Raw genomic sequence first — 25,475 nt, 5'->3', positions numbered from 1 at the left:
CGTCACTCTAGGGGCGTCTACTGTGGGCTTTTCACTTTTCAAAATTCGACAACCACTGCCCAGCCTGATCATCGCCAAGGTTCGCCGCTTTGATAAGGGCTTCCTCGGCCTGGCCATCTTGCCCCCAGCGGTAAGCAAGCTGCCCGTACTGCCGCCAGTCTTCAGCTTTTTGCGTGCTTTCAGCAAGCGCTCTCGAAGCACTTAACGCCTTCTCAACATGCCTAGCCTGTTGCCACGCCCCCGCTAACAGCCGTAACGTTTCCTCATCACGAGCCACTACGCCTTCTTCAATAGCCGCATCCAGGTGCTCGCCTGCTCTGGCTGGCGTTCCCCCCGCTAGGTGCAGCCGAATTAACGTTAAGCGATCTTCAGCCGACGTAAATTTACCTAGCTGCCAGGCCATCTCCCACACGCCAGCCGCCACGCCAGCCTGGCCCATCTGCTGGGCAAGCCCTGCCGCCTGACGCCAAGCATCAGGCTCACTCTGGGCAGTTAAGCCATCCACTAGCCAACCGAGAGTTTGCTCGTTTTGCTCCGTGTTGCGTATTACTACGGTGGTTAGTGTTTGCTGGGTGTCCGTCAATCCACCTTTTTGCAGGAGCGGCGAGAGCCATTCAATTGCCTCATCCCAGCGCTCTTCCTCTGCTAATAAGCGAATCAGCCGCCATGCTGATTCGTCATAGTGTGGACTGCCTTGAGATTGCGTTAGCCACTGCTCATACAACGTAATGGCCTCAGGGCGCTGGTTACCTGCGCGACGAAGCGATGCTTCATCACGCAGCCAGCGTAGAATTTGACTGTTAGGCACGCTCGGGCGCTGCTGGGCGCTGGCTAACTCATCAGCAGCGGCAAGGTGATCACCTTGTCGCACCAACGCACTCGCGGCGAGCTGGTGATAGAGCGCACTCGCCCATTGGTCGGCGCGATTACCACTGGCAAGACGCGACGACTGGGAGCGTGCATGGCTGATAATACGATTAAGGACATCGTCATCAACCTCGCCACTGGGTTGCTCAGCTAATTGACTTTGAAGCCCGTTAAGATCGCGAACAATGTCACCCGGCAGCGGTTCGTTCGCGTGCGCCACAACGCTTAGCGCGCTTAATACGACGATTACCACCCAACGCTGCATACTTTTTCCTCAACTGGCATTTTCAACAGGCTGTCTCTACTGGCCACCTCTACTGGCTATCGTAACTAGCCAACTTAACGGGCTATCTCAGCTGAAATTCTATGCGCTGAGTAGCACGACGAAGCTGCTGACCAGGCTCAAACTGCCAGCGTGCAATCGCTTCACGGGCAGCGTCTTCAAACACTCGTCTTGGCTGCGCCCGCGTGACGCGAATCGTGCTGTTATCGACGCTGCCATCTCGACGAATAACAAACTCCACCTCAACAAAGCCCTCCATGCCACGCCGCTGGGCACGTGGTGGATAAGAAGGATTCACACGACTAGTTGGGGTGACCTGCCCGACACTTACGGGCTCATTCGATGGCGCAGGCTCTGGCTCTGAGGGCGCAGCCTGACTCTGTGCTGTTGAAGGCGCAGGAGAGGGCGCTGCCGTTTCTGCAGGCTGTGGTGCAGGGTCAGGTTGCGGCGCTGGTCTTGGAGACGGCTTCGGCGCGGGCTGCGGAGCTGGCTCGGGCGTAATTTCGGTCAGCTCTGGTAGCTCACTCTCTAACTCAACCGGTTCCACTGGCTCGTCAGGAAGCTCTACTTCAGGTAACGCAATCGCACTTTCAGCCACTGGCGCTGGTGCCGGCATGGGCATTGGCGGCGGCGCTGGGGCCGCTTCAGAAGGCGCAGGCGGCGGTGCTTCTTGCTCTGGCGCCACCTCTGGAGCTTCTACCATGGTCATCGACATGGCCATGATAGGCGTTTCTGGGGAGCGCTCTGGGGGTGTTACCAGTAGCGCTAACATCCAAAATAAACCAACGGCTAAGCCAATACCGCCCAGTAGCGAGAGGAAATGGCGAATCATGGCGCACTCCGGCTCGCTGCCACGGCGATCTGGTCAACACCTGCCTGTTTGAGGCGATCCATCACTTCAATCAACAGTCCCGTGGTGGATTCTCGATCCGCCTGAATAACCACAGAGCCATCACCACTCAACATACCGGCAACCTGCTGACCAATACGATGAACATCAACTGGCTTACCATCGACCCAAACCGCCCCTTCTGGTGTCACGGCAATTAGTACCTGTGCGTCTGGACGCGGGCTTGCCGCTGCCGCTTCTGGGCGATCAATCTCCACACCACTCTCTTTAATGAAGCTGGTCGTTACAATAAAGAAGATCAGCATGATAAAGACAACATCAAGCATTGGCGTCAGATTCACTTCATTGCTATCAGCCGTGGTGTCTATGGAACGGCGTCTACGCATCATTCTCCTCCAAGGCACGGGCTAAACGGTCGTGTAACCGCTGATCTTCGCGACGAATTACGTGCTCTAAACGACTAATAAACAACAATCCCACCACTGCAATCGCCATGCCGGTTAGCGTGGGCAGCGTGGCACGAGCTACACCGTCGGCCATTGCCCGCGCCTGATGGGTATCACTCAGTGACAGGCTATCGAATACGGTAATCATGCCGGTAACGGTACCCAGCAAGCCTAACAGTGGGCATAGCGCCACCAGCAATTTGATCCACGGCAACGGGCGGCGTAGCTTAGCAACCAACGCCTCTGTCCATACATCGCGTAACGTACGCGCACTCCAGCTACGGTGATCACTGCGTGCTGCCCAACGCCGAATCAGTTGGCGACGAGCACGCCGCCAGCTAAAGCGGTAATACCACCAGCGCTCAATAGCCATCCCAAATACCAGCACGGCAACAAAGGCTAGCACCACTAAAACGGCACCACCGGCATCAAGCAGCCGCTCAACGGGCTCAAGCCAAAGAGGTAACGTGGGCATATTAGGTCACCGCTTGCGCATTAGCCGTCGACTGCGCTTCGAGATGGTCAGCCAAAGTGGCGCTTGCTTCGCCTTCGATTACCTGAGTAATCAAACGGCTGCGGCTCGCCAAGGCTGTCTGAGCAAACAGCAGCGGCACAGCTGTTACAAGCCCCAGCACCGTTGTTACCAGTGCCTGACTGATCCCCCCCGCCATCAACTGTGGATCACCAGTGCCAAACACAGTAATCGCCTGAAAGGTGACAATCATACCGGTCACGGTACCTAGAAGACCCAGCAAAGGCGCAATGGCAGCCAGCAGCTTTACAATCGGCTGGCCACGCTCAATTCGTGGCAGTTCCGCTAACACCGCCTCATCTAGCCGTGCCTCTAAGGCCTCCGGTGCTTGGTGTTTATCCAACTCTTTAAAACGGGCCAGCACACGCCCCAGCGGGTTGTTGGCATTTGGCTGATCCAGCGCCTTACGCTGACGACGCACTCGCGCACTAACGACTACGAGGTAGAGGTATTGAGCCAATGCCACCAATAGGCCAAATCCACCTAGCGCCACCACCACGTAACCGACATAGCCACCCTGCTGGAAGCGTTCCCAGAGGTTTGGCTGTTGAGCAAGGGCTTGCAGCACACTCCCCTGAGTAGGGTCAATGGCAAACACACGGCTTTCACCTTGGTGATAGGACGCCAGTACATCGCTGATGTCTGCGGGAGTCCGCGGCACTTCGGCCAAGCTACTATCGTCCTGACCTTTTCTAAGCAGCGCTGTGTCAGTAAACGCGGCAAAATCACCCAAGCGCACGACGCTTCTTGTTTCAATTTCGCCACTGGCATCAGCCACCGGCAATTCAAGACGCTCAGCACGCCCAGTGTTTAGCGTAAGTGTTGCCAAGCTATCCACAGTGGTTTCGATCTGCTGGCGCTCCAGCACCTCGACCTCGTTGAGGCGCGGCGGTAATGCATCAACAGTTAGTGTTAACCAGCTGTCGCCACCTAGCTCGTTGCGCACCTCTTCGCTGTGTCGCGCCAGATCCGCCAGCAGCGAGGTAAGCGCTTCACCCTGCTCTTCTTGGCGCGCGGTCAACGCTTGAGCCTGCTGCGCTTGTTCCTGCTGTTGCGCGGCTAATGCTACCTGCTGCTGTTCTGCTGCTTGATGCTCAGCCCGCGCCTCGTCTAGCGCAGCTTCTAATGCTTGCTGATCCTTCAGAAATGTTTGTAACCGAGCTTGATCACGCGCTTCGGCGGCTTCGCGAGCTTCACGTAATGAGCTAACGCCGTCAGTTTGCGCCATCAACACACTGCTGCTCAGAAGGCTTGCTAGTAGCGCTAAGCAGATAACGCTTCTGTGCGCACTTCGCTTTAGTGTCGACAAACTCATTGTTGGCCCCCTGTATGCTCGTCAGCAGTAATCGACAGCGGTAAACGCAGTAATTCTGGCGTGCGCTGATCGTCAGCAATACGCAGACCGTTACGCACCTGACGTCGAGCCCGCTCATCAAGCGGCTGCCACTCACCGCTGGCTTTATCCCACACCCCCCCTTCTCGACCGTCAGGCGTTAGGTAATAAAAGCCGATTCGGCCAATGCGCAAATATTCCACTTCACGTGGATTTCCTGCTGCTAATTGTAAACGACCACGCCAGCTATCTACTTCACGGCCATATGCAAGCTCGGCACGCCACACTTCCAACAAATTAGCAATACGTGCCGCGCTTTCTAAAGACTGCTGTTCAGTAGGCCGAACACGCGCCAAACGCTCGTCTTTCAGAAACGGCAGGTCAGATTCGATCCAGCTAATTAGCTGTTCCGTCATATCCTGCTCAACCGCAGGCAGTGAGGCACGCGTATCGCTTAATGTATCGAGTGCTTCACCAAGGCGCAGCTGGCGTTCGGCCTCACTGGCTAAACGGCCGCTTAAAGCAGCATTAGACGCTTTCATCTGGCGGGTTTCCCGCTCTAGGCGGCGCAGCTCTTCAATTGCTGAACGCGTGGCGTCATCAGCCTCATCGATTTGCTGCTGAAGTGCGGATTGCGCTTGCTGGGCCTCGACACTCTGAGCCGCTTGATCCATTGTCTCATCGCTTGCCATTAGCGTACCGCTGACCAGCAAACCGGCAAGCCAGCCTCCATGCAAGGCGAAGAAAGGCCTTTTCAGCACGTGATATCTCCGTTACTTATTAGCACGCTAACGTTAACCGCGTACTAAAACTCATTAGGTATAAGAACGATTTGCGTTTCGTTTAAGCAGTGCATAGCCTAACACTAATAGAATAAATGACAATATTTATCATTAGCATTTGATGGTGTTTCGATCCAGACCGCTACACCACCATAAAAAAGGGCGCCGAGTGGCGCCCTGAAGTAAAAATATCGGGAAAAAGTTTCTAAGCAGCCAATAATTAACTTAAAACGCCCAGTCGTCGTCTTCAGTGGCAACGGCTTTGCCGATGACGTAGGAAGAACCAGAACCGGAGAAGAAGTCGTGATTTTCATCCGCACTTGGGGAAAGTGCCGCCATAATGGTTGGATCGACGTCGGTAACGCTGCTCGGGAACAACGGCTCGAAGCCCAGGTTCATCAGCGCTTTGTTGGCGTTATAGTGAAGGAATTTCTTCACGTCTTCCGTCAAGCCCACTTCATCATAAAGCGATTCGGTGTAGCGCACTTCGTTGTCGTAAAGCTCTAGCAGCAGTTCGTAGGCGTAGTCTTTCACTTCTTGCTGGCGCTCGGGCGTTGCTTCCGCCAGCGCCTGCTGGAATTTGTAGCCTACATAGTAGCCGTGTACTGCCTCATCACGAATGATCAAACGAATCAGATCGGCGGTATTGGTCAACTTGGCATGGCTTGACCAGTACATGGGCAGGTAGAACCCTGAGTAGAACAAAAATGACTCAAGGAAAACGCTGGCTACCTTTCGCATCAAGGGATCATCAGCACGGTAGCGCTTGAGGATCAGCTCAGACTTCATCTGCAGCGTCGGGTTCTCTTCGCTCCAGCGGAAGGCATCATCTACATCACGGGTAGTGCACAGTGTCGAGAAGATCGAGCTGTAGGAGCGCGCATGCACCGACTCCATAAAGGCGATATTGGTATAAACCGCCTCTTCATGGGGTGTGCGCGCGTCATCCATTAATACTGGCGCACCCACGCTGCTCTGGATCGTATCGAGCAGCGTCAGGCCTGTGAACACACGAATCGTCAGCTGTTTTTCCTGCTGGGTCAGCGTATTCCACGACTGGATATCGTTGGAGAGTGGCACTTTTTCCGGCAGCCAGAAGTTACTGGTCAGCCGGTTCCACACTTCTAGGTCTTTATCGTCCTGAAGGCGGTTCCAGTTGATCGCATTAACCCGCGATAAGCGTTGCATAATGGTCATCAGAGTTCTCTCACAAACAAATCTTATGGAAGCAATACACGATTACAACGAGCAGGAGACGCAGCCCTCTACTTCCGTGCCTTCTAGCGCGCTTTGGCGCAAACGGATGTAGTAAAGCGTCTTGATACCCTTACGCCACGCGTAAATTTGCGCTTTGTTGATATCCCGCGTGGAGGCGGTATCCGGGAAAAACAGCGTCAACGAAAGCCCCTGATCAACGTGCTTAGATGCCTCTGCATAAGTATCAATAATTTTTTCAGGACCAATTTCGTAAGCATCCTGGAAATAATCGAAGTTCGCCTCGTTCAAGAATGGCGCGGGGTAGTAAACACGCCCGAGCTTGCCTTCTTTGCGAATCTCAATTTTCGCAGCCACCGGATGAATACTCGAGGTGGAGTGGTTAATGTACGAAATAGAGCCTGTCGGCGGCACCGCCTGCAGGTTACGGTTATATAGCCCGTGGGCCATTACCGACGCCTTCAGAGCCTGCCACGCTTCTTGGGTAGGCAGCGCGATACCACTACGCTCGAACAAATGACGTACTTTCTCGGTACGCGGCAGCCACGCTTGATCAGTGTACTTATCAAAGAACGTGCCCGATGCATAGGTGGAGTCTTCAAACCCAGCAAAGGCTTCACCATGCTCAATGGCTAGCTGGTTAGAGGCACGAATGGCATGGAACGCAACGCAATAGAAGTAGAGGTTGGTGAAGTCCAAGCCCTCTTCTGACCCGTAATAAATGTGTTCGCGAGCTAAGAAACCATGCAGGTTCATTTGCCCAAGGCCAATGGCTCGAGACTTGGCGTTACCTTCAGCGATGGACGGCACGCTGCGCAGGTTGCTCATCTCAGAAACCGCGGTTAAACCACGAATGGCAATCTCAACGCTGGTGCCGATATCGCCTGAGTCCATCACCTTGGCAATGTTCATGGAGCCAAGGTTGCAGGAGATATCCTGACCGATCTGACGATAGCCAAGATCATCGTCGTATTCGGTAGGCGTATTCACCTGAAGAATCTCAGAGCACAGGTTGCTCATATTGATACGCCCGGCAATCGGGTTGGCACGATTAACCGTATCTTCAAACATAATGTACGGGTAGCCCGATTCGAACTGCAGTTCGGCCAGAGTCTGGAAGAACGCACGCGCATTGATTTTATGCTTACGGATACGCGCATCAGCGACCATTTCATGGTACTTCTCGGTCACACTGATATCGCCAAACGGCACGCCATACACCCGCTCTACATCGTAAGGAGAGAACAGGTACATGTCGTCGTTGCGTTTAGCAAGTTCAAACGTGATGTCAGGAATCGTCACGCCCAGCGATAGCGTTTTAATGCGAATTTTTTCATCGGCATTTTCGCGCTTAGTATCGAGAAAGCGCAGAATATCCGGGTGGTGAGCGTTCAGATAGACCGCACCGGCACCCTGGCGCGCGCCCAGCTGGTTAGCGTAAGAGAAAGCATCTTCCAACAGCTTCATAATCGGGATAATGCCCGACGACTGATTCTCGATACGCTTAATCGGTGCGCCTGACTCACGAATATTCGTCAGCAAGAAAGCAACGCCACCGCCGCGTTTAGAGAGCTGGAGCGCCGAATTAATTGAGCGGCCAATTGACTCCATATTGTCTTCGATACGCAGCAAGAAACACGACACCAGTTCGCCGCGCTGACGCTTACCACAGTTTAAGAAGGTCGGCGTAGCCGGCTGAAAACGGCCGCTAATAATTTCATCAACCAGTGACTTGGCCAATGCTTCATCACCACGCGCCAGCGCTAACGCTACCATGCAAACGCGGTCTTCAAAGCGCTCCAGGTAGCGCCGCCCGTCGAACGTCTTAAGCGTGTAGCTGGTGTAGTACTTGAACGCGCCGAGGAAACTCGGGAAACGAAATTTATAGGCGTACGCCTGCTCAAACAGCCCTTTAATAAAGGCAAAGCTGTACTGAGCAAGCATTTCTGGCTCGTAATACTGCTCTTCCACCAAGTAATCGAGTTTTTCTTCTAACGAGTGGAAAAACACCGTGTTTTGGTTAACGTGCTGCAAGAAATATTGACGGGCGGCTTCGCGGTCTTTATCAAGCTGCAATTCACCGTTGGCACCATATAGATTCAACATCGCGTTCAGCGCATGGTAATCCAGGGTACGCGCCTCGGATGCCGCTGCAGTAGGCCGCTTTGTTTCTGTCGAGTTTTTTGTAGCAACATTTTTAGTCGCCTCGTTTTCAGAGACTTCAGGGTGAGAGGCTACATTGTTAGAGACTGAGCTTGACGTTTCCAAAACTCTTCTACTCCTTTGCGGACCTTGGCGACATCGTCGTCAGTGCCAAACAGTTCAAATCGATAAAGCAGCGGCACTTGGCACTTTTGAGCGATGATTCGCCCCGCCAACCCGTACGCTTCACCAAAATTCGTATTCCCAGCGGCAATGACACCCCTCAGAAGGTGCCGATTGTGCTCATCGTTTAAAAATCGGATCACCTGCCTCGGCACTGCCCCTTCGGCATAGCCGCCACCATAGGTAGGTGTCACTAATATGTAGGGCTGCTCTACGCGTGGCGTTGGTTCTTCACGGTTTAGCGGCAGCCGCTGGGCGCTTAAGCCAAGCTTTTGTATAAAACGGTGGGTATTGCCTGACTTAGTGGAAAAATAAACCAGCGAACCAGCACGCTCAGCTTCCACATTAGCGGTTTGCATAGCGGTCTTTTACGCCAGTGCTTGAATGCGATCAGGGCGGAAGCCGGACCAATGATCTTCACCTACGACGACGACCGGTAACTGACGGTAACCCAGTGCTTCCACTTCCTCCTGAGCACCGCTTTTAGCAGTAATATCGATAACGGTATATTCTAGACCCTGCTTATCCAGCGCACGATAAGTAGCAGTGCACTGAACACAAGCGGGCTTGCTATAAATTTGGATATCCATGGCTATTTTTCCTTTTCATAGCGGCGTTTTTCGGGTAGAGCACATCTTGTGCTCGCTCTCTCTGGAAGACACAACGCATACTATATATAGACCATGAGAAAATCAATTCAAGCATATATGGTATTTTTCATCCACAGGTTATTGACAGCTCGTACCCAATATCATACCCAACAACAGCTTAATCACCTGCACAACCGGCTTATTGATCAACGGCTCCTAAACCTTTCCAGCAACAAAAAACCGCCTCCAAATGGAAGCGGTTTTTTCACAAGGCGCCAAGTCACTTGGCGCCTGTTATTAGCGATGCAAGCTTAAGCAGTAGCCGCCTGGTAACGACGCTCAACATCTTCCCAGTTGATGACGTTGAAGAAGGCTTCTACGTAATCAGGGCGTTTGTTTTGGAACTTCAGGTAGTAAGCGTGCTCCCAAACATCCAAACCCAGCACCGGCGTATTGCCGTGCATTAGCGGGCTGTCTTGGTTCAGGGTATTTTCTACGACCAATTTGTTGTCAGGCGTCACGGAGAGCCATGCCCAACCGCTACCAAAACGACCCAACGCTGCTTTCTTGAACGCTTCTTTGAATGCATCAAGGCCGCCTAGCTCTGCATCAATGGCGCTTGCCACATCGCCCTGGGGCTGACCACCACCGTTGGGTGACATCATTTGCCAGAACATAGAGTGGTTGGCATGGCCGCCACCGTTATTAATAACGGCTTGACGCTTCTCTTCAGGTACACGGTCAAGATTAGCAACCAGCTCTTCTACCGGCACGTCTTCAAGACCCGTGCCCTCAAGCGCAGCATTCAGGTTAGTAACATATGTATTGTGGTGACGAGAGTGGTGAATTTCCATCGTCATCGCATCAATGTGTGGCTCGAGCGCGTCGTAGGCATACGGTAATTCTGGAAGTGTATGTGCCATGCTAACTTCTCCTTAAGTGGCTTTTGTTACGTTCACTTAGTTAAGTGTGGTCTTTCCCCACCTTTTTCAACCACCCCGGCCATTTTTATTACCGTGAGCAGCAAATAAGGATACATCGGTACGCTATATACCCCAGTACCTTAGTCAACTATTGGCAGTTTATCGAATTCATCGCCAATAAAAAAGCCGACTTCTGGCGAAGTCGGCTTTTAGCTAGTTTAGATTCAGTGGCTTATAGCTTACTTTCAAGCTCTGGCAGAATCTCGAAAAGATCACCTACCAAGCCGTAATCGGCCACTTGGAAGATCGGCGCTTCTTCGTCTTTGTTGATGGCAACAATGACTTTCGAGTCCTTCATGCCTGCCAAATGCTGAATCGCGCCGGAAATACCCACCGCAATATACAGCTCAGGCGCAACGATCTTACCGGTTTGACCAACCTGCATATCGTTGGGTACAAAACCAGCGTCAACGGCCGCTCGTGATGCGCCAATGGCAGCACCCAGCTTGTCGGCAATGCCGTCCAACAGTTTGAAGTTTTCGCCATTGCCCATGCCGCGCCCGCCAGATACCACCACTTTGGCTCCACCAAGCTCTGGGCGGTCGGACTGCGCCAGCTCTTGCTTAACAAAGCTCGACTGACTGTTTTCAACCACCACCTCTACTGCTTCTACAGCAGCGCTGCCCGAGCTCTCGACCGCATCAAATGCGGTAGTACGCACGGTCATAACTTTCAGAGCGTCATCGCTTTTTACCGTGGCGATGGCATTGCCCGCATAAATAGGGCGCAGGAAAGTATCCGCGCTCTCAACGCCAATGACGTCGGAAAGCTGGCTAACATCTTTTAACGCTGCCAAGCGGGGCAGTACGTTTTTACCCGTTGTAGAGGCGCTCGCCAAAACATGGCTGTAGTCGCCAGCCAGCTCTACCAGCAGCGCGCCCATGGGCTCAGCCAGCTGATGGGCGTAAACAGCGTTATCGGCAACGCGAACTTTACTGACGCCTTCAAGCTTGGCGGCCGCTTCGGCGGCCGCTTGAACGCCTTCACCAGCTACCAACACGTCAATATCACCACCAATCGCTTTGGCCGCCGCAACCACATGGGCGGTTGCGCCCGCCAACTGACCTTCATGAAGGTCGGCAAGTACCAGAATGCTCATGAGATCAGCTCCTATTAAAGCACTTTGGCTTCGTTTTTCAGTTTGTCGATCAATTCATCTACCGAGGCAACTTTGACACCGCCTTTGCGTTCAGCCGGCGACTCTACCTTGAGCAGACTAACCTTAGAGGCCACCTCAACACCGTAATCAGCGGGGGTTTTGACATCCAGCGGCTTCTTCTTAGCCTTCATAATGTCTGGCAACTTAGCGTAGCGCGGTTCGTTCAAACGCAGATCGGTGGTAACGATTGCCGGCAGGGAAAGCGCCACGGTTTGCAAGCCACCGTCGATTTCCCGGGTGACGTTAACTTTGTCACCATCCACGGCCACTTCAGACGCAAAGGTACCTTGGGGAAGGTTAGTTAGCGCGGCTAGCATCTGCCCCGTTTGGTTGTTATCGGTATCGATCGCCTGCTTACCGAGAATCACTAAACCGGGCTGCTCTTCGTCAACGACTTTAGCAAGCAGTTTGGCTACCGCAAGCGACTCAACCCGCTCGTCGGTTTCAATATGAATAGCGCGGTCTGCACCCAGCGCTAAAGAAGTACGTAGCTGCTCTTGAGCCGCTTTAGGGCCAACCGTCACGGCCACAACTTCGGTCGCTACACCCTTCTCTTTAAGACGTACCGCTTCTTCTACGGCAATTTCGCAGAAGGGGTTCATCGCCATTTTGACGTTGGTAAGATCAACGTCAGAGTTGTCCGCTTTCACGCGGATTTTGACGTTATAGTCGATGACGCGTTTAACCGCGACGAGTACTTTCATAGATTCCTCGCTTGGCTTGTGATGAAAGCCGTTAGCTTGTCACTGCATCGTACCAACTGATGCCGCTTAAAATAGGGGGCGACGCAACTCTAAAACGACGCCTTCAAAAATTCATGCAAGCGTTTGATAGGTCTGTAAATGAAAAACCCTATCAATTTGCCACAACCTAGTGACTGACAACAACACCCTTTAACTACGGCCTTGGTCGTAGCTTCCCCCTATATTGCGCGGATAAATGGTGCTTTTGCCATCGTAGGGGTGACCTGACAAGGGTATTATGCCTATCATGGAGCATAACCAGAAGCAAACGACCGTTTTAAATTAAGGCCATCTGTTTATAAGCTAGTTCCCACCCGGTAAGCATGAACTAGTCTTTGCAAAAGATGGCACTTATAAGCGTAAGGAGAAACCAGGTGGAAAATGTTGAACGCGACGTCATGGACTTCGATGTAGTCATTGTCGGGGCAGGCCCCTCTGGTCTAGCTGCTGCTTGTCGCTTGATGCAACAGGCAACCCAAGCGGAACAAGAGCTAACGGTTTGTGTGGTCGAAAAAGGCTCCGAAGTCGGTGCCCATATTCTTTCCGGTGCTGTGTTTGAGCCCCGCGCACTGACTGAGCTGTTTCCCGACTGGGAAGAGCGCGGCGCACCGCTCAATACGCCTGCCGTTCGTGACGATGTTTATCTGTTAAAAGATGCCCAAAAAGCGCAGAAAATTCCCAATGCGCTGGTGCCCAAAAGCATGCATAACACCGGCGGCGACCTGACCCGCTATGTGATTAGTGCGGGCAACCTGTGCCGCTGGCTGGCTGAGCAGGCAGAAGCCCTGGGGGTGGAAATCTTCCCTGGCTTTGCAGCCCAGGAAGTAATTATTGAAGATGACGCAGTGCGCGGCATCCTGATTGGCGACATGGGCGTTGGCGCAGACGGCACCCCCAAAGATGGTCACATGCCAGGCATGGAGCTGCGCGCCAAATACACGCTGTTTGCCGAAGGCGCCCGTGGTCACCTGGGCAAACGGCTAATCAAAGAGTTCTCGCTAGATGCTGGCCGCGACCCGCAGCACTACGGAATTGGCTTAAAAGAGCTATGGGATGTGCCCGCTAACAAGCATGAACCAGGGCTTGTACTGCACGGCTCGGGCTGGCCGCTTGAAAAAGACACTCACGGCGGTTGGTTCCTTTATCACGCGGAGAATCAGCAGATCGTCGTTGGCCTCATTATGGATCTTGGTTATAAGAATCCCTGGCTGTCACCTTTTGATGAATTCCAGCGCATGAAGCATCACCCGGTGCTTAGCCAGTATTTAGAAGGCGGCAAACGGGTTGCTTATGGTGCACGCGCAATTGTTAAAGGTGGCTTTAACTGCCTACCGAAAATGACCTTCCCTGGTGGCCTGCTGATTGGCTGCGATGCGGGCACGCTGAACTTTGCCAAAATCAAGGGCCTGCATACCGCGATGAAGTCCGGCATGGTAGCAGCTGAGAGCGTCTTTGAGGCCATTAAGAGTGGTGATGAAGGCGCTCAGGAGCTTGCCAGCTTCACTGAGAAGTGGGAAAACAGTTGGGCATATGAAGAGCTGAAAGAGAGCGCAAGCTTTGGCCCTGCGATTCACAAATATGGCACGGTGGGTGGTGGTGCTTATAACTTCGCCAATCAACTACTGGGTAATAAGCTACCCAATGTTCACGACACCACCACCGATCACGGCGCGCTAAAACCTGCGGCCGAGTTCGAAAAAATCAATTATCCGAAGCCCGATGGCAAGCTGTCGTTTGATAAGTCGACCTCTGTCTTCTTGTCTAACACCAACCATGAAGAGGACCAGCCTTGCCACCTGCGCTTAGCAGACCCAGAGCTACCGATTCGTGACAATCTGCCAGTCTATGCAGAACCAGCTCAGCGCTACTGCCCTGCAGGCGTTTATGAAGTGGTTGAGGATGACCAAGGCAAGCCGCGCTTCCAGATCAACTTCCAGAACTGCGTACACTGTAAAACCTGCGATATTAAAGACCCAGCACAAAACATTACCTGGGTGGCGCCAGAAGGCGGCGGCGGTCCTAACTATCCCAATATGTAAGCAGTACCGCTAAATAGCCATACTGCGCGGCCAGTTACGCTGGCTGCGCTGGTGGCTCTAAGCGTTCAATGGGTGCGCGCCGAGCAATCAACCTGCGCCGCCCGGCCTGTGCAAACCTCACATCGATGACCGGATCGGAGGGGTTACCTTCCACTGAAGCCACCTCCCCTTCTCCAAACACAGCATGTAACAAGCGCTGGCCAGGGTAAAAGTGTGCATCAGCCTGATAAGTTGCCGCTGCCTCATTGACCCGCGGCGCTTCAAGTTCAATATCTGTGCGCCCTAACCGTTCAAGATAGCGCTTCATTAAACTTGGTGATGTGACCTGTACAGCTGTTGCTGGGGGTTCTTGACGCGCCAGACATGAGGCCATACGCAAACTGTCCTGCCAGGCGCTTTCGGCAATAAAGCGGCTAGGCCGATGAGCCCCGCCATCATGCAATACCAGCAACTGCTCTTGGGCACGAGTGATCGCCACGTAAAACAACCGCCGTTCTTCTTCTAGCCGCTCGTCGTTAATCGGGTTGTCACGACTGTAATGCGGAAAGTCCTCTTCATTCACGCCAGCAACGGCGACAAGCGGCCATTCTAGACCTTTGGCTCCGTGAACCGTGCTAATCAGCACACCGCCAGCTTGGTTTTCTACTGGACGCTCGAGCAGTTCGATAAACGCATCAGGGTCTTTTACGCTATCGGCCTGCTCAATCAGCACATCCAATAGACGAACGTCTTCTTCACCTTTGTCACGCCTTGCGGCTGCACGTTTTAGGGTTTTTTCCGCGTCAATCGTCTCCACCACATGGCTCAGTAATTTTGCAGGTGGCCAAGCGCTCAGCTTGGGTAGCTCGCATAGCAGTGCCCAGCGTTTTTTAAGTGTCCGCCGCTGCAGTGGCTTTAAAGTGGTGAGTACCGGCTCGTGGCGCTCAGGCCAACGCTGGGTGCTGGCTAATTGATACGCCAACCGCTGAAGCCCCTCGCGGGCGACAAATGGGGTTGGCTGCGATAGAAGCAGCATCAGTTGCTCGGGATCGCGCAATAGCTCTGGGCGGCGAGACAGTTTCAAATAGCCTGCTAATGCCTGCACTAGTGGGAGCCGGAAAACAAAACGATCTTCTCGCTGAAGACGAAACGGAATACCCGCCTGTAACAGCGCCAGCTGAAAAGGCACCGAAAGCGCCCAACTGCGAACCAGCAAGCTGGCATCGCTCAGTGCGCGCCCCTTAGCTTGCCAATCAACTAAAGCATCAAGTAGCAGACGGCTGCCTTGGCCAACAGAGATATGGGTTTCAGGATTATTGGAATCCGCTAAACAGAGCTGATCCGGCCGACGCTGGTTAGCCATGATGGCATGATTAGCGGTTAGCGCCAGCGCGTGGCCATGGCGAAACGTAATGGAAAGCGGATAGTCTGTAGCGCTGCCAAACATCGCCGTAAAGTTTTCCAACATGGTGTCAGGGCGTGCGCCCCGCCATTCGTAGATGCACTGATTAGCATCGCCAACCGCCATCACATTGGCACTGGTGCCCGCTAGCACCCCCAGTAAGCGCTGCTGTGCGGTATTAATATCCTGATATTCGTCAATAATCACATGATCAAGAAAACCTTCTACACGACTACGTAATGCTTGGTCGGCTTCAAGCACCTGCAAAGGACGATAGAGCAAATCGGCGTAGGTCATGACGCCTTCAGCGTGCAACAGCCGCTCGGCCTCATCAAACGCTCTGGGAAAGTAGTCCGTATCCGGCTCGTAATTCAACCGTTTGTAGAGCGTATCGGCAGACAGCATTTCTGCTTTTACCAACCCGCAGAAATGCGCAAGCGCTTCCAGCCGATCACCTTCCAATGCGGCATCGCGACGCTCAACGGCATCGTGAAGGACATTCAGGCTGGCTTGGCGTAAAAGGCGCTCTAACTGCCAGTCAGCAGATAGTAAACGTCTTGGCGCAAGCGCGCCCCATCGACACAGGCTCTGGGTCAATCGGTGGCCAAGGGAGTGAAAGGTGCGCACATCGGGCAACGGCTGGCCTTTGGGCGCCATACTCACCAAGCGGCGCTGAAAATCGTCCCTAGCTGAGCGGTTGAACATCAGCACCAACATCCGTTTCGGAGCGACACCAGACGCCAGCAAGTGAAGCACTCTCGCGGCCATCGTCGTAGTTTTACCTGCCCCCGCGACAGCAGCTACGCGGGCATGCCCCTCTTGATGATGGACAACGGCTTGCTGTTCAGCGGTTAACTTCACGTCTCCTCGCCTGGCATTACACCATTGGCATTAAACTGACCTAAGACATACCAAGATCCTGCGCTGTAGAGACGGCATTGGCATTCGCCATCGTCTGCTTCGCTCAGCGTGGCCTGCTCTACTAACCGGTAATAGACATTGCGGTGCAAACGCGCAGCTAGCCCAAAACGCACAGCGCACTCAGGTGCAAGGTCACCCTCTGGCGTTTTGGAGAGACGGAGTGGATGCTCTTCATCCACACGAACAACGTCATCGAATTGGGTTGTCAGCCACCAGGCATCGTCGTGAAAGTCTGCTTCTACCGCTACGAATGGGCAATCAACCACGGTGACACGCCAGCGCTCAACCGGCGTTACCAAACAATACCCATCAGTATCGCGTCGTAATAAACTTGCTAGCAACCGTGGTATGGCTAGGCGCACAAACGGCTTTCCTTCATGCAGCCATGTGCCATCAGCCTGGATAACGATATCAATATCGCCACTCAGGGCTGGCTGCCACTGCTCAACGGGGGGAATCGTCGCAGAGCCGTCAAATTGCTGCATAAGCCGATCAATATTCATCGCTTACCTCCCAGGTTGTGCGCTCAGTAGCACTTATACCACTAAACCAGACTGTGCCAGCGCTTCCTTTACGTGATCAGGAGCATCGGGCACCGCCGCGCGGAATAGGTGATAAAAGTTGGCGGTGGTTTGCATCGCCACTTCATCAACGCTGATACCCCGCTCCTTAGCGATACACTCTGCTACCTCAACCACCCAGGCAGGTTCGTTGGGTTTTCCACGATGGGGAACAGGCGCCAAATAAGGGCTATCGGTTTCAATCAGCAGTCGATCAAGCGGCAGTTTGCTTGCCAACTCTCTAAGCGAGGCAGCATTACGGAAGGTAATAATACCCGATAACGAAATATAGAACCCAAGGCGCACGGCTTCACGAGCCATGTCTAAATCTTCGGTAAAGCAGTGTAATACGCCGCCTACGTCGGGATTAGTGTGCTCGCGCAGCAGTGCTAATGTGTCCTCTTTCGCCTCACGGGTATGAATAATTACCGGCAGTTCAAGCTCAGTAGCCGCCATTAAGTGACGCTTAAATCGCTCGTGCTGGACCGCCACAGGTACACTGTCCTGGTAGTGATAATCTAGACCTGTTTCACCGATGGCGACTGCACCGTACTGCTCAGCCGCCTCAACAATGTCACTTACGCTAGGCTCTTTTGGAGCTTGATGAAGCGGATGCAATCCAGCAGAAATCACCACGTCGTGGTGCTCACGGGCAATTGCCGCCAACCCTGGCATCTCTTCAAGCGTCACCGCAATAGCCAAGAACTGGTTCACATTGGCAGCACGAGCAGCCGCCAGCGTTGCGGCAATATCGCCACCGTGGGTTTGTTCTGATAAACGGTCTAAATGGCAGTGGGAATCGACAAACATGCAGCTCTCTTAAATTCTTGTAAATGGGTAAAGGGGCAGGTCTTGTACACTGTAACTGCGGTACTAGCTCGGTACTTGCTAACTTAATGCTTGCTAACTTGGTTTTGTTAACTTGGTTTTGTTAACTCAGTTCTATCAAAGCGTAAAAGAGGGAGGTGCTTTATCTAACTGACCGGCCAGCAATGTTTCAATACGATCACGGACTGAGTAATCCTGCTGACTAAAATGCAATCCGATCCCTGGCATTCGCCGTCCACTCACGCCTTCGGGAGATACCCAAACAACATGACCAGTAATCGAGAGGCGCTCACTCTCCCCTGGCAGCGTCAGCAACAAGTAGACCTGTTGGCCAAGACTATAGGGCGCTTTGGTCGGTACAAAAATGCCACCTCTATCCAGAAAAGGCATATACGCGGAAAGCAACGTCGGTATATCTGGTATTGTCAAAGAAAGTGCTTTTTGAACCGTCATAACAGCCTCGTTGGCAACAACTCTATTGGCAACAACCCTATGTACAACAACCCTATGTACAAAAACCTTAAGAACGCAGTAACGCTGACCAGCGTACCAGCCACGCTTCTAGCACTAGCTGAGGGTTTGGGTTAGCGCCCACGGCGAATAGGCGGCGCTGTTCTCGTGCATAATCCAGCAATCGGAACCAATCCTGAACCCGCCCATTTTTCATCGCTTGACGGTATAACGACTCTAAATCAGGGTTATGTAGTACTGAGGTTTCCCCGGATAAGCCCAATCTAATCAAGTCTTCAAGCCAAGCAATACCGTACCACAAGATGGCATCAATAGCCTGGCGGTCTAGCCTGGCAGCTTCTGAAACAGGCTCAGCGCCACGCACTAACTGCTCGAAACTATCATGAATTTGATGGCGAAGAGCGCGCTCTTCCGGCGTTGCCAATTCCACAGCAAGCAGCGGCAAACCACCCGACACTCGCCACCAAAAATGTGCTTCGTCGCTACCAAGTTGCTCAGTCAACCAGCCTCGGCAATCATTAAAGGGAACACTGGCTAACGGCCACTGTTGGCAGCGGGAGCGAATCGTAGGTAGCGTGCGCGAAGGGACGTCTGACAGCAAAATAAACAGCGTTTTGTCACCAGGTTCTTCAAGACTTTTGAGCAATGCGTTTGCCGCTGCAATGTTCATTGCTTCTGCGGGAGAAATAACAATCACACGGTAGCCCCCTTGCTGCGCGGTTTGCGAAACAAAGCGGTTTACTTCACGTATGGGGTCAATCCGAATCTGGCGCTTACCCTCTTCTGGAGAAATGCGCATCAAGTTGGGGTGGTAGCCTGAAGCCAACATGGCACAGCTATGACAATGACCACAGGCTAGCTCGCCAGGCTGTGCGCATAACGTTCGAGCAATCAACGCTTCCGCCAACTGCTGTTTGCCAACTCCATGTGCGCCGCTGATTAACAGTGCGTGCGGCAATCGCCCTTCATTGATGAGACGAATCAACTGCTGCCACGTGGACTGGTGCCAGGGCAACACGCCCGTTATTGCCATAACGCCACTCGCTCTTCTAGCGCTTGAGCTAGCGACGCCTGTACGTGATCAAGCGCTCGCCCCGCATCAATAATTGCAAAGCGCTGGGGGGCAGCGGCAGCACGCTCGAGGTAAGCCCGTCGCACAGCTTCGAAAAAGGCTATTTGCTCTTGCTCAAAGCGGTCACGCTGAGTTTGCTGGTCTCTTAAACGCCCTTCAAGACGCTCTTTCGCAGCCTCAGGTGACATGTCTAACAACAGGGTTAGATCCGGGGAGAGGCCCTTTTGCACGAACTGCTCCAGCTGAGCAATCCGAACTGTCTCAATTCCGCGGCCGCCACCTTGGTAGGCAAAGGTCGCATCGGTAAAACGATCACAAATCACCCAGGCACCGCGTTCAAGCGCCGGCACTATTTTTTGCGCTAGATGCTGGGCGCGCGCGGCAAACATTAATAGCAACTCGGCATCACTGTGCAAGGGTTCATCGAAAGAGGGATCAAGCAGCAATCCTCGAATCGCTTCAGCGCGCGGCGTCCCTCCGGGCTCACGGGTTCGCACAACCTCTATCCCGCGTTCTTGTAGCCATGTCTCTACAAACGCTACGTTAGTAGATTTTCCGACTCCCTCACCACCCTCAAGGGTGATGAAGCGTCCGCGCTTGCTCATTGAAGCCCCTTACTGAGTAAATTCGAAAAAAACACATCACACCTAAACCATGACTTAAGCTAATTAGCGATTGCGAATATAGCGATTAACCGCATTATTGTGTTCACGTAATGTACGTGAAAAATGGTGGGTACCGTCGCCGCGCGAGACGAAGTAAAGCGTTTCTCCGGGTAGCGGATTCACAGCCGCTTCAAGGGAGGCCCGCCCAGGTAAGGCAATCGGCGTTGGCGGCATGCCATCAATCACATAGGTGTTATAGGGTGTCGCCTCACGTAAATCCGCACGGGTGATTCGCCCTTCATAGCGTTCGCCCATGCCATAAATGACAGTGGGATCTGTTTGCAAACGCATTCCCTGTTCCATGCGACGTTTAAAAACACCTGCAATCTCCCGGCGCTCTTCCGGCGCTCCCGTTTCACGCTCAATGAGCGATGCCATAATGAGCGCTTCGTAAGGCGTATCAATCGTCAAATCATCATTACGAGCGGCCCAGACTTCTTCTAGAATCCGCTCCATGCGAGACAGTGCCTGACGCAAAATATCAACATCACTCATACCCAGGTGATAGCGATACGTGTCGGGGAAAAACCAGCCTTCAGGAAAAGTATCTTCACGTCCTAGCAACGACATAATTTCGTCGTCACCTAACTCTGCCGTTCGATTCTCAAGTTTTGGCGCATTGTCTAGCAGCTCGCGCATTTGGCGGAAGGTCCATCCTTCGGGAATCGTCAATGGATAAGTGACAACGTTATTGCTCCCCAAGAGGGCAATCAGCTCAAGACCGCTCATCCCTGGGGTTAGCTGATACTCACCCACCCGTAAGCGTGGTACCCGCTCAGGCTCGACACGCGCTAATAATTGAAACGCCCAGGCATCTTCAATAAAGCCCTGGCTTTCCAGCTCTCGAACGACCTGATTGAACCCAGCACCTGCAGGAACCTGATAAAGCGCGGGTTCTTCAAGAGAGATCGGTGCTGATAAGCGGTGCTGCCAGTAAGCATAGCCGCCCACAACTGCTGCGAACCCACCCACGACCACGACACCGATGGCAGCTAAAAACCGTTTCACCATGACACCTCAATAATGTTGATAAAATTCTGCCTAACGGGAGGTCGGCGAATAGCCAAGTAATTTATGGCCTACTACTTGCAGCCTATCGTGACCTGCAGGATTCCAGGACTGCAAAACCACGCCTGTTTCACTTAACAGCTTATTCACTGGCCACACACCTTGTACCGAGTTAGCTACCCATAGACGATCAACTTGATGGATAGCGGTCAGCGCAATAGCAGCTTCCTGTACCACGCCATGATCCAATAAAGCGGCTCGCAGGGTGCCCGCCACGCCACATTGCGATAATGGAGGAGTGAAAAGCGCTCCCGCTTGCTGCCAAAAGACATTCATACTGGTGGCTTCCACTAGCCACCCATCAGCATCTCCAAGCAAACCTTCGGCGATGGCTGGGTCATTCCACTCCTGACGCGCTAGCACATTTTCCAAGCGGTTTAGGTGCTTAATGCCAGCTAGTAACGGCTGGTGCCCCAAACGCAACTGGCAAATCCGTATATTAACCCCCTCATGCCAACGGTCAGCATTTACCACAAAAGGTGTTCTACGGCTAAGCAAGCGTGGTTGAGAGTTGTCTGGCGTCGCATACCCTCTACCACCACTCCCGCGGGTCAGGATTAGTTTGAGTATTTCAAGTTCGGCGTTAGGCGGAGATTGCCAAGTGGCGACCAACTGTTCCCTAGAGGGCAACGGAATATTCAAACGCTGACAGCCCAACAGTAAGCGCGCGTAATGATAATCCCATAACACAGGAACACCAGCGCGCAGCAGCACCGTCTCAAATACTCCGTCACCATATGCAAGCCCTCGGTCGTCAAACGGCACCTGGGGCATTGGCATTGCGAGTTATACCTTTTTAAACAGCAGTGAGCCGTTGGTGCCGCCAAATCCAAACGAGTTTGAGAGGGCTACATCAATAGTCATCTCTCTCGCGGTATGTGGTACATAATCAAGATTACAACCTTCCTGCGGGTTATCCAGGTTAATGGTAGGCGGTGCAATCTGGTCTCGAATAGCCAAAATACTAAACACCGCTTCAACCGCGCCTGCAGCACCTAATAGATGACCAATCATCGATTTGGTAGAACTCACTGCAACCTGCTGAGCTGCGCTGCCAAGCACTTTTTCAATCGCCCGACTTTCTGCTAAGTCACCCGCTGCAGTAGACGTGCCATGTGCATTAATATAATGCACATCCGCCGGATCCATACGCGCGTCTTTAATGGCATTGCTCATGGAAAGTGCAGCACCACGCCCGTCTTCCGGCGGCGCCGTCATATGGTAGGCATCATCGCTCATCCCAAAGCCGGCAAGCTCTGCATAGATGTTGGCACCACGGGCTTTCGCATGCTCATACTCTTCCAAAACAAGCACACCCGCACCGTCTGACAATACGAAGCCATCACGATCAGTATCCCATGGGCGACTCGCCGCCTGAGGGTCTTCATTGCGAGTAGAGAGCGCTCGTGCTGCCGAAAAGCCGCCCAATCCTAATGGGGTGGTAGCCATTTCTGCACCACCACAGATCATTACATCAGCATCGCCATAAGCAATCGTACGGGCGCTGTAGCCAATGTTATGGGTACCCGTTGTACACGCTGTAGTGATCGCGATGTTCGGACCTTTGAAGCCGTGCTGAATCGCCATGTTGCCGGAAATCATATTGATGATTGAACCGGGAACAAAAAACGGCGAAACGCGGCGTGCGCCACCCTTATTTAGTGCATTATGGTTATGCTCAATCATTGGCAAGCCGCCAATGCCTGAACCGATCGCCACCCCAATTCGTTCAGCATTCTCTTCGGTGCACTCAAGCCCCGAGTCTTGAACAGCTTGGGCTCCCGCCGCCATGCCATACTGGATGAACAAATCCATCTTGCGTGCGTCTTTAGGATTCAGGTAGGGGCTAATATCGAAATTTTTAACCGATCCCCCAAAACGCGTGTTGAAACCACTTGTGTCAAAGTGCTCAATCGGCGCTATGCCACTTTTACCGGCGACAATATTTGCCCACGACTCATTAACACTGTTGCCCACTGGGGTCACCAGGCCTAACCCAGTTACCACTACCCTTCTTCGCGCCATCAGCTTTCCTCCAGGCATCCATGGTGACACGACCCATCTGGGTCATTTGCTGCAGAAATTTGGTGACTAGTATAACGGAGATTGAACGTTAACTTCATTGTGATAACAAAGCAAAAAAGCCGCCCCTACTCAGGACGGCTTTTTATACGGGTGGGTAAGCACCCCACCCTGGCTCATTGCTTCAACTTAGCCCTTACTGATGGGCATTCACGTAGTCGATAGCTTCTTGAACCGTAGTGATTTTTTCGGCTTCTTCATCAGGAATTTCAGTATCAAATTCCTCTTCAAGTGCCATCACCAGTTCAACGGTGTCAAGAGAATCAGCACCCAGGTCTTCAGTAAAAGAAGAGCTGTTCTGGATGTCTTCTTCTTTAACGTTCAGGCGCTCTGCCACAACTTTCTTCACGCGCTCTTCAATAGTACTCATCAACGTACTCCAGTCGTTCACATTAGCCGTTTTTGATAACCAGCCATTTGGAAACCGCAAGCCAAAAGCTGCGGGGTAGTTTATAGACGCCCTTAAGCTGACGCAACCGCCAAACCTAAGGCCATCAACGCATATTCATGCCGCCGTTAACGTGCAGCGTTTCACCAGTGATATAACCTGCAGCGTCACTTGTCAAAAAACCAACAGCAGCCGCAATTTCCTCAGGCCCACCTAGACGCGAAAGAGGAATTTGCTTAAGCAGCATTTCATGCTGCGCTTCAGGCAACGCTTCAGTCATGTCCGTTGCAATAAACCCAGGTGCTACTGCGTTAACCGTGATGGCACGTGAAGCAACCTCGCGCGCCAACGCACGACTAAAGCCTTCCATCCCCGCTTTAGCGGCAGCGTAATTAGTTTGGCCTAGGTTGCCCATCGTTGCCACTACTGAACTTATCGACACGATACGCCCAAAGCGTGCTTTTGTCATACCACGCAAACACGCCTTGCTAACGCGATAAACCGATTTGAGGTTGGTATCCATTACGGAGTCCCACTCATCTTCTTTCATGCGCATTAGCAAATTATCGCGGGTAATACCGGCATTATTTACCAAAATGGTTGGGGCACCAAAACGCTCACCTATGGTTTTGAGCACCTGGTCGATACTTTGCTGATCAGTCACATTCAGGCAAATACCTGCGCCTTCAATGCCCTTTTCTTTTAGATCGGCATCAATTTTTTCAGCGCCCGATTCGCTAGTGGCTGTACCCACCACGATACGCCCTTGACGCCCAAGCTCATGGGCAATGGCTCGCCCAATACCTCTACTAGCACCAGTGACTAGTGCAACTCTTCGTTCTTGAGTCATAACGTTCTTCCTTCAACCTAACTAAGCAAGGGTAGCGGAAAATAGCGACTTAACACGCACCATTTTTCACGCACCACCCGCCGATGCATCACGTGCTAACTCAAGGGCTGAATCCAAGCTATCAGGATCATTTACCGCCAACCCTTTGGCACTACGTATAATGCGCTTGTTCAAGCCAGTAAGCACTTTGCCAGGCCCGCACTCAATAAACACATTAGCACCTTGTTCGACCATCGCTTCAACGCAAGATGACCAACGGACAGGCTGATAAAGCTGTTCGATTAGGCGCGTACGCAATGTCTCAATATCAGCATGGGCTTGCGCATCGACGTTTTGAATCACCGCATAACGAGGCGCGCGTAATTCAATAGCCTGCATAGCAGCGGCAAGACGCTCGGCGGCAGGCCGCATCAGCGCACAGTGTGAGGGTACTGACACCGGTAGAGGAAGCGCTCGCTTGGCTCCGGCTTCTTGACAAGCCACAATAGCTCTATCAACAGCATTTTTGCTGCCTGCAATAACCACCTGACCAGGCGAATTATAGTTAACAGCAGACACTACTTCATTTTGTGCCGCTCGGGCACAAGCCGCTTCTACGGCGCTGTCATCCAGACCAAGAATCGCTGCCATGCCACCCACTCCTGCAGGCACAGCTTCCTGCATGGCTTCACCACGCAGGCGAACAAGGCGTACACCTTCAGCGAAACCCATCACTCCAGCGCAGACCATAGCACTATATTCACCAAGACTATGACCTGCCATAACGCCTGGGCGGGGTCCTTCCAGCTCTTGCCAAATACGCCAAATAGCAACGCTGGAGGCAAGTAGTGCCGGCTGAGTGCATGCCGTGGCATTCAACGCTTCTTCTGGACCTTCCTGGACGACTTTCCACAAATCGTAGCCCAGAGCGTCTGAGGCTTCCTCAAATGTAGTTCCCACCACACTATAGCGCTCGGCTAGCTCTCGCAGCATTCCAAGCTGCTGAGAGCCTTGCCCGGGAAAAATGAGGGCAAGGGGTTGAGACATGTCGTTCACCTTTGCT

General features: G+C 52.9%; 26 protein-coding genes. 1 reads left to right on the top strand and 25 read right to left on the bottom strand.

The window, feature by feature from the left end; all coding sequences use genetic code 11:
• Positions 1-31 precede the first annotated feature (31 nt).
• The 13 genes from CR46_RS0110060 to CR46_RS0110000 form a co-directional block, all read right to left on the bottom strand.
• Entirely contained in the window at positions 32-1,132 is a 1,101-nt protein-coding gene (locus tag CR46_RS0110060; RefSeq protein WP_030072470.1) for a tetratricopeptide repeat protein, read from the bottom strand.
• Between the two features lie 82 nt (positions 1,133-1,214).
• On the bottom strand, positions 1,215-1,982 hold the full coding sequence (locus tag CR46_RS0110055; protein WP_030072468.1) for a TonB family protein: 768 nt from the start codon (positions 1,980-1,982) through the stop codon (positions 1,215-1,217).
• Complete coding sequence (locus CR46_RS0110050; RefSeq protein WP_030072466.1) at positions 1,979-2,386, bottom strand: ExbD/TolR family protein; 408 nt, start codon at positions 2,384-2,386, stop codon at positions 1,979-1,981. The genes CR46_RS0110055 and CR46_RS0110050 overlap by 4 nt, the downstream gene beginning before the upstream one ends.
• Positions 2,379-2,921 carry a MotA/TolQ/ExbB proton channel family protein gene (locus tag CR46_RS0110045; protein WP_030072464.1) on the bottom strand — a complete coding sequence of 181 codons (543 nt, stop codon included), beginning with the start codon at positions 2,919-2,921 and terminating at the stop codon, positions 2,379-2,381. The genes CR46_RS0110050 and CR46_RS0110045 overlap by 8 nt, the downstream gene beginning before the upstream one ends.
• Before the next feature lies 1 nt (position 2,922).
• Entirely contained in the window at positions 2,923-4,293 is a 1,371-nt protein-coding gene (locus CR46_RS0110040; protein WP_030072462.1) for a MotA/TolQ/ExbB proton channel family protein, read from the bottom strand.
• The gene (locus CR46_RS0110035) at positions 4,290-5,072 is read right to left on the bottom strand and encodes a DUF3450 domain-containing protein (protein WP_030072460.1); all 783 of its coding nucleotides are present in this window, start codon (positions 5,070-5,072) and stop codon (positions 4,290-4,292) included. The genes CR46_RS0110040 and CR46_RS0110035 overlap by 4 nt, the downstream gene beginning before the upstream one ends.
• A 246-nt stretch (positions 5,073-5,318) precedes the next feature.
• Positions 5,319-6,290, bottom strand: coding sequence for a class 1b ribonucleoside-diphosphate reductase subunit beta (gene nrdF / locus CR46_RS0110030; RefSeq protein WP_030072458.1), 972 nt, complete (start codon positions 6,288-6,290; stop codon positions 5,319-5,321).
• Positions 6,291-6,332: 42 nt separating this feature from the next.
• Positions 6,333-8,438: a class 1b ribonucleoside-diphosphate reductase subunit alpha gene (gene nrdE / locus CR46_RS0110025; RefSeq protein ID WP_232222380.1), complete on the bottom strand. Its 2,106-nt coding sequence runs from the start codon at positions 8,436-8,438 to the stop codon at positions 6,333-6,335.
• A gap of 104 nt (positions 8,439-8,542) precedes the next feature.
• Positions 8,543-8,992 carry a class Ib ribonucleoside-diphosphate reductase assembly flavoprotein NrdI gene (gene nrdI / locus CR46_RS0110020; RefSeq protein ID WP_051690158.1) on the bottom strand — a complete coding sequence of 150 codons (450 nt, stop codon included), beginning with the start codon at positions 8,990-8,992 and terminating at the stop codon, positions 8,543-8,545.
• Positions 8,993-9,001: 9 nt separating this feature from the next.
• Complete coding sequence (gene nrdH / locus CR46_RS0110015; protein ID WP_030072446.1) at positions 9,002-9,223, bottom strand: glutaredoxin-like protein NrdH; 222 nt, start codon at positions 9,221-9,223, stop codon at positions 9,002-9,004.
• A gap of 311 nt (positions 9,224-9,534) precedes the next feature.
• Positions 9,535-10,146 carry a superoxide dismutase gene (locus CR46_RS0110010; RefSeq protein WP_030072444.1) on the bottom strand — a complete coding sequence of 204 codons (612 nt, stop codon included), beginning with the start codon at positions 10,144-10,146 and terminating at the stop codon, positions 9,535-9,537.
• 232 nt (positions 10,147-10,378) lie between these two features.
• Positions 10,379-11,305: an electron transfer flavoprotein subunit alpha/FixB family protein gene (locus tag CR46_RS0110005; protein WP_030072443.1), complete on the bottom strand. Its 927-nt coding sequence runs from the start codon at positions 11,303-11,305 to the stop codon at positions 10,379-10,381.
• Between the two features lie 14 nt (positions 11,306-11,319).
• Entirely contained in the window at positions 11,320-12,069 is a 750-nt protein-coding gene (locus tag CR46_RS0110000; RefSeq protein ID WP_030072442.1) for an electron transfer flavoprotein subunit beta/FixA family protein, read from the bottom strand.
• A 413-nt stretch (positions 12,070-12,482) separates the two neighbouring features.
• On the opposite strand from CR46_RS0110000, the gene CR46_RS0109995 reads away from it, so the two are divergent.
• Positions 12,483-14,147, top strand: coding sequence for an electron transfer flavoprotein-ubiquinone oxidoreductase (locus CR46_RS0109995; RefSeq protein ID WP_030072441.1), 1,665 nt, complete (start codon positions 12,483-12,485; stop codon positions 14,145-14,147).
• 34 nt (positions 14,148-14,181) lie between these two features.
• Here CR46_RS0109995 and CR46_RS0109990 read toward each other — a convergent pair whose 3' ends face one another.
• The 12 genes from CR46_RS0109990 to fabD all read right to left on the bottom strand — a co-directional run bounded on the left by CR46_RS0109990 (position 14,182) and on the right by fabD (position 25,459).
• Positions 14,182-16,389, bottom strand: coding sequence for an ATP-dependent helicase (locus tag CR46_RS0109990; RefSeq protein WP_030072440.1), 2,208 nt, complete (start codon positions 16,387-16,389; stop codon positions 14,182-14,184).
• Positions 16,386-16,952, bottom strand: coding sequence for a DUF1285 domain-containing protein (locus CR46_RS0109985; RefSeq protein WP_030072439.1), 567 nt, complete (start codon positions 16,950-16,952; stop codon positions 16,386-16,388). The genes CR46_RS0109990 and CR46_RS0109985 overlap by 4 nt, the downstream gene beginning before the upstream one ends.
• Positions 16,953-16,985: 33 nt before the next feature.
• Positions 16,986-17,819 carry a TatD family hydrolase gene (locus CR46_RS0109980; protein ID WP_030072437.1) on the bottom strand — a complete coding sequence of 278 codons (834 nt, stop codon included), beginning with the start codon at positions 17,817-17,819 and terminating at the stop codon, positions 16,986-16,988.
• Between the two features lie 135 nt (positions 17,820-17,954).
• A complete protein-coding gene (locus CR46_RS0109975) occupies positions 17,955-18,290 on the bottom strand; it encodes a PilZ domain-containing protein (RefSeq protein ID WP_030072435.1) in 336 nt (111 codons plus the stop codon).
• Between the two features lie 67 nt (positions 18,291-18,357).
• Positions 18,358-19,341: a DNA polymerase III subunit delta' gene (locus CR46_RS0109970; protein ID WP_030072433.1), complete on the bottom strand. Its 984-nt coding sequence runs from the start codon at positions 19,339-19,341 to the stop codon at positions 18,358-18,360.
• Positions 19,332-19,985, bottom strand: a complete 654-nt coding sequence (gene tmk, locus CR46_RS0109965; RefSeq protein ID WP_030072431.1) for a dTMP kinase — start codon at positions 19,983-19,985, stop codon at positions 19,332-19,334. The genes CR46_RS0109970 and tmk overlap by 10 nt, the downstream gene beginning before the upstream one ends.
• Positions 19,986-20,048: 63 nt before the next feature.
• Complete coding sequence (mltG, locus tag CR46_RS0109960) at positions 20,049-21,056, bottom strand: endolytic transglycosylase MltG (RefSeq protein ID WP_030072429.1); 1,008 nt, start codon at positions 21,054-21,056, stop codon at positions 20,049-20,051.
• Positions 21,057-21,086: 30 nt separating this feature from the next.
• A complete protein-coding gene (gene pabC, locus CR46_RS0109955; RefSeq protein ID WP_030072427.1) occupies positions 21,087-21,893 on the bottom strand; it encodes an aminodeoxychorismate lyase in 807 nt (268 codons plus the stop codon).
• A 6-nt stretch (positions 21,894-21,899) separates the two neighbouring features.
• Positions 21,900-23,138 carry a beta-ketoacyl-ACP synthase II gene (fabF, locus tag CR46_RS0109950; RefSeq protein WP_030072425.1) on the bottom strand — a complete coding sequence of 413 codons (1,239 nt, stop codon included), beginning with the start codon at positions 23,136-23,138 and terminating at the stop codon, positions 21,900-21,902.
• Between the two features lie 193 nt (positions 23,139-23,331).
• Complete coding sequence (acpP, locus tag CR46_RS0109945) at positions 23,332-23,565, bottom strand: acyl carrier protein (protein WP_008956801.1); 234 nt, start codon at positions 23,563-23,565, stop codon at positions 23,332-23,334.
• Between the two features lie 124 nt (positions 23,566-23,689).
• Positions 23,690-24,433 (bottom strand): 3-oxoacyl-ACP reductase FabG, encoded by a 744-nt coding sequence (gene fabG, locus CR46_RS0109940; protein ID WP_030072417.1) that lies wholly within the window; start codon positions 24,431-24,433, stop codon positions 23,690-23,692.
• A gap of 66 nt (positions 24,434-24,499) precedes the next feature.
• On the bottom strand, positions 24,500-25,459 hold the full coding sequence (gene fabD / locus CR46_RS0109935; RefSeq protein WP_030072415.1) for an ACP S-malonyltransferase: 960 nt from the start codon (positions 25,457-25,459) through the stop codon (positions 24,500-24,502).
• Positions 25,460-25,475 lie beyond the last annotated feature (16 nt).

Source organism: Vreelandella neptunia, from assembly GCF_000712975.1.
Classification (GTDB): Bacteria; Pseudomonadota; Gammaproteobacteria; order Pseudomonadales; family Halomonadaceae; genus Vreelandella; species Vreelandella qaidamensis.
The sequence above is the reverse complement of the archived record's forward strand: the minus strand, read 5'-3'. Positions and strand labels throughout refer to the sequence as shown.

Excerpts from the sequence above, each read along its gene's own strand:
- CR46_RS0110060 (WP_030072470.1), bottom strand. The coding sequence starts at position 1,132 with ATGCAGCGTTGGGTGGTAATCGTCGTATTAAGCGCGCTAAGCGTTGTG.
- CR46_RS0110055 (WP_030072468.1), bottom strand. The coding sequence starts at position 1,982 with ATGATTCGCCATTTCCTCTCGCTACTGGGCGGTATTGGCTTAGCCGTT.
- CR46_RS0110050 (WP_030072466.1), bottom strand. The coding sequence starts at position 2,386 with ATGCGTAGACGCCGTTCCATAGACACCACGGCTGATAGCAATGAAGTG.
- CR46_RS0110045 (WP_030072464.1), bottom strand. The coding sequence starts at position 2,921 with ATGCCCACGTTACCTCTTTGGCTTGAGCCCGTTGAGCGGCTGCTTGAT.
- CR46_RS0110040 (WP_030072462.1), bottom strand. The coding sequence starts at position 4,293 with ATGAGTTTGTCGACACTAAAGCGAAGTGCGCACAGAAGCGTTATCTGC.
- nrdF (WP_030072458.1), bottom strand. The coding sequence starts at position 6,290 with ATGACCATTATGCAACGCTTATCGCGGGTTAATGCGATCAACTGGAAC.
- nrdI (WP_051690158.1), bottom strand. The coding sequence starts at position 8,992 with ATGCAAACCGCTAATGTGGAAGCTGAGCGTGCTGGTTCGCTGGTTTAT.
- nrdH (WP_030072446.1), bottom strand. The coding sequence starts at position 9,223 with ATGGATATCCAAATTTATAGCAAGCCCGCTTGTGTTCAGTGCACTGCT.
- CR46_RS0110010 (WP_030072444.1), bottom strand. The coding sequence starts at position 10,146 with ATGGCACATACACTTCCAGAATTACCGTATGCCTACGACGCGCTCGAG.
- CR46_RS0110005 (WP_030072443.1), bottom strand. The coding sequence starts at position 11,305 with ATGAGCATTCTGGTACTTGCCGACCTTCATGAAGGTCAGTTGGCGGGC.
- CR46_RS0110000 (WP_030072442.1), bottom strand. The coding sequence starts at position 12,069 with ATGAAAGTACTCGTCGCGGTTAAACGCGTCATCGACTATAACGTCAAA.
- CR46_RS0109985 (WP_030072439.1), bottom strand. The coding sequence starts at position 16,952 with ATGAATATTGATCGGCTTATGCAGCAATTTGACGGCTCTGCGACGATT.
- CR46_RS0109980 (WP_030072437.1), bottom strand. The coding sequence starts at position 17,819 with ATGTTTGTCGATTCCCACTGCCATTTAGACCGTTTATCAGAACAAACC.
- CR46_RS0109975 (WP_030072435.1), bottom strand. The coding sequence starts at position 18,290 with ATGACGGTTCAAAAAGCACTTTCTTTGACAATACCAGATATACCGACG.
- CR46_RS0109970 (WP_030072433.1), bottom strand. The coding sequence starts at position 19,341 with ATGGCAATAACGGGCGTGTTGCCCTGGCACCAGTCCACGTGGCAGCAG.
- tmk (WP_030072431.1), bottom strand. The coding sequence starts at position 19,985 with ATGAGCAAGCGCGGACGCTTCATCACCCTTGAGGGTGGTGAGGGAGTC.
- mltG (WP_030072429.1), bottom strand. The coding sequence starts at position 21,056 with ATGGTGAAACGGTTTTTAGCTGCCATCGGTGTCGTGGTCGTGGGTGGG.
- pabC (WP_030072427.1), bottom strand. The coding sequence starts at position 21,893 with ATGCCAATGCCCCAGGTGCCGTTTGACGACCGAGGGCTTGCATATGGT.
- fabF (WP_030072425.1), bottom strand. The coding sequence starts at position 23,138 with ATGGCGCGAAGAAGGGTAGTGGTAACTGGGTTAGGCCTGGTGACCCCA.
- acpP (WP_008956801.1), bottom strand. The coding sequence starts at position 23,565 with ATGAGTACTATTGAAGAGCGCGTGAAGAAAGTTGTGGCAGAGCGCCTG.
- fabG (WP_030072417.1), bottom strand. The coding sequence starts at position 24,433 with ATGACTCAAGAACGAAGAGTTGCACTAGTCACTGGTGCTAGTAGAGGT.
- fabD (WP_030072415.1), bottom strand. The coding sequence starts at position 25,459 with ATGTCTCAACCCCTTGCCCTCATTTTTCCCGGGCAAGGCTCTCAGCAG.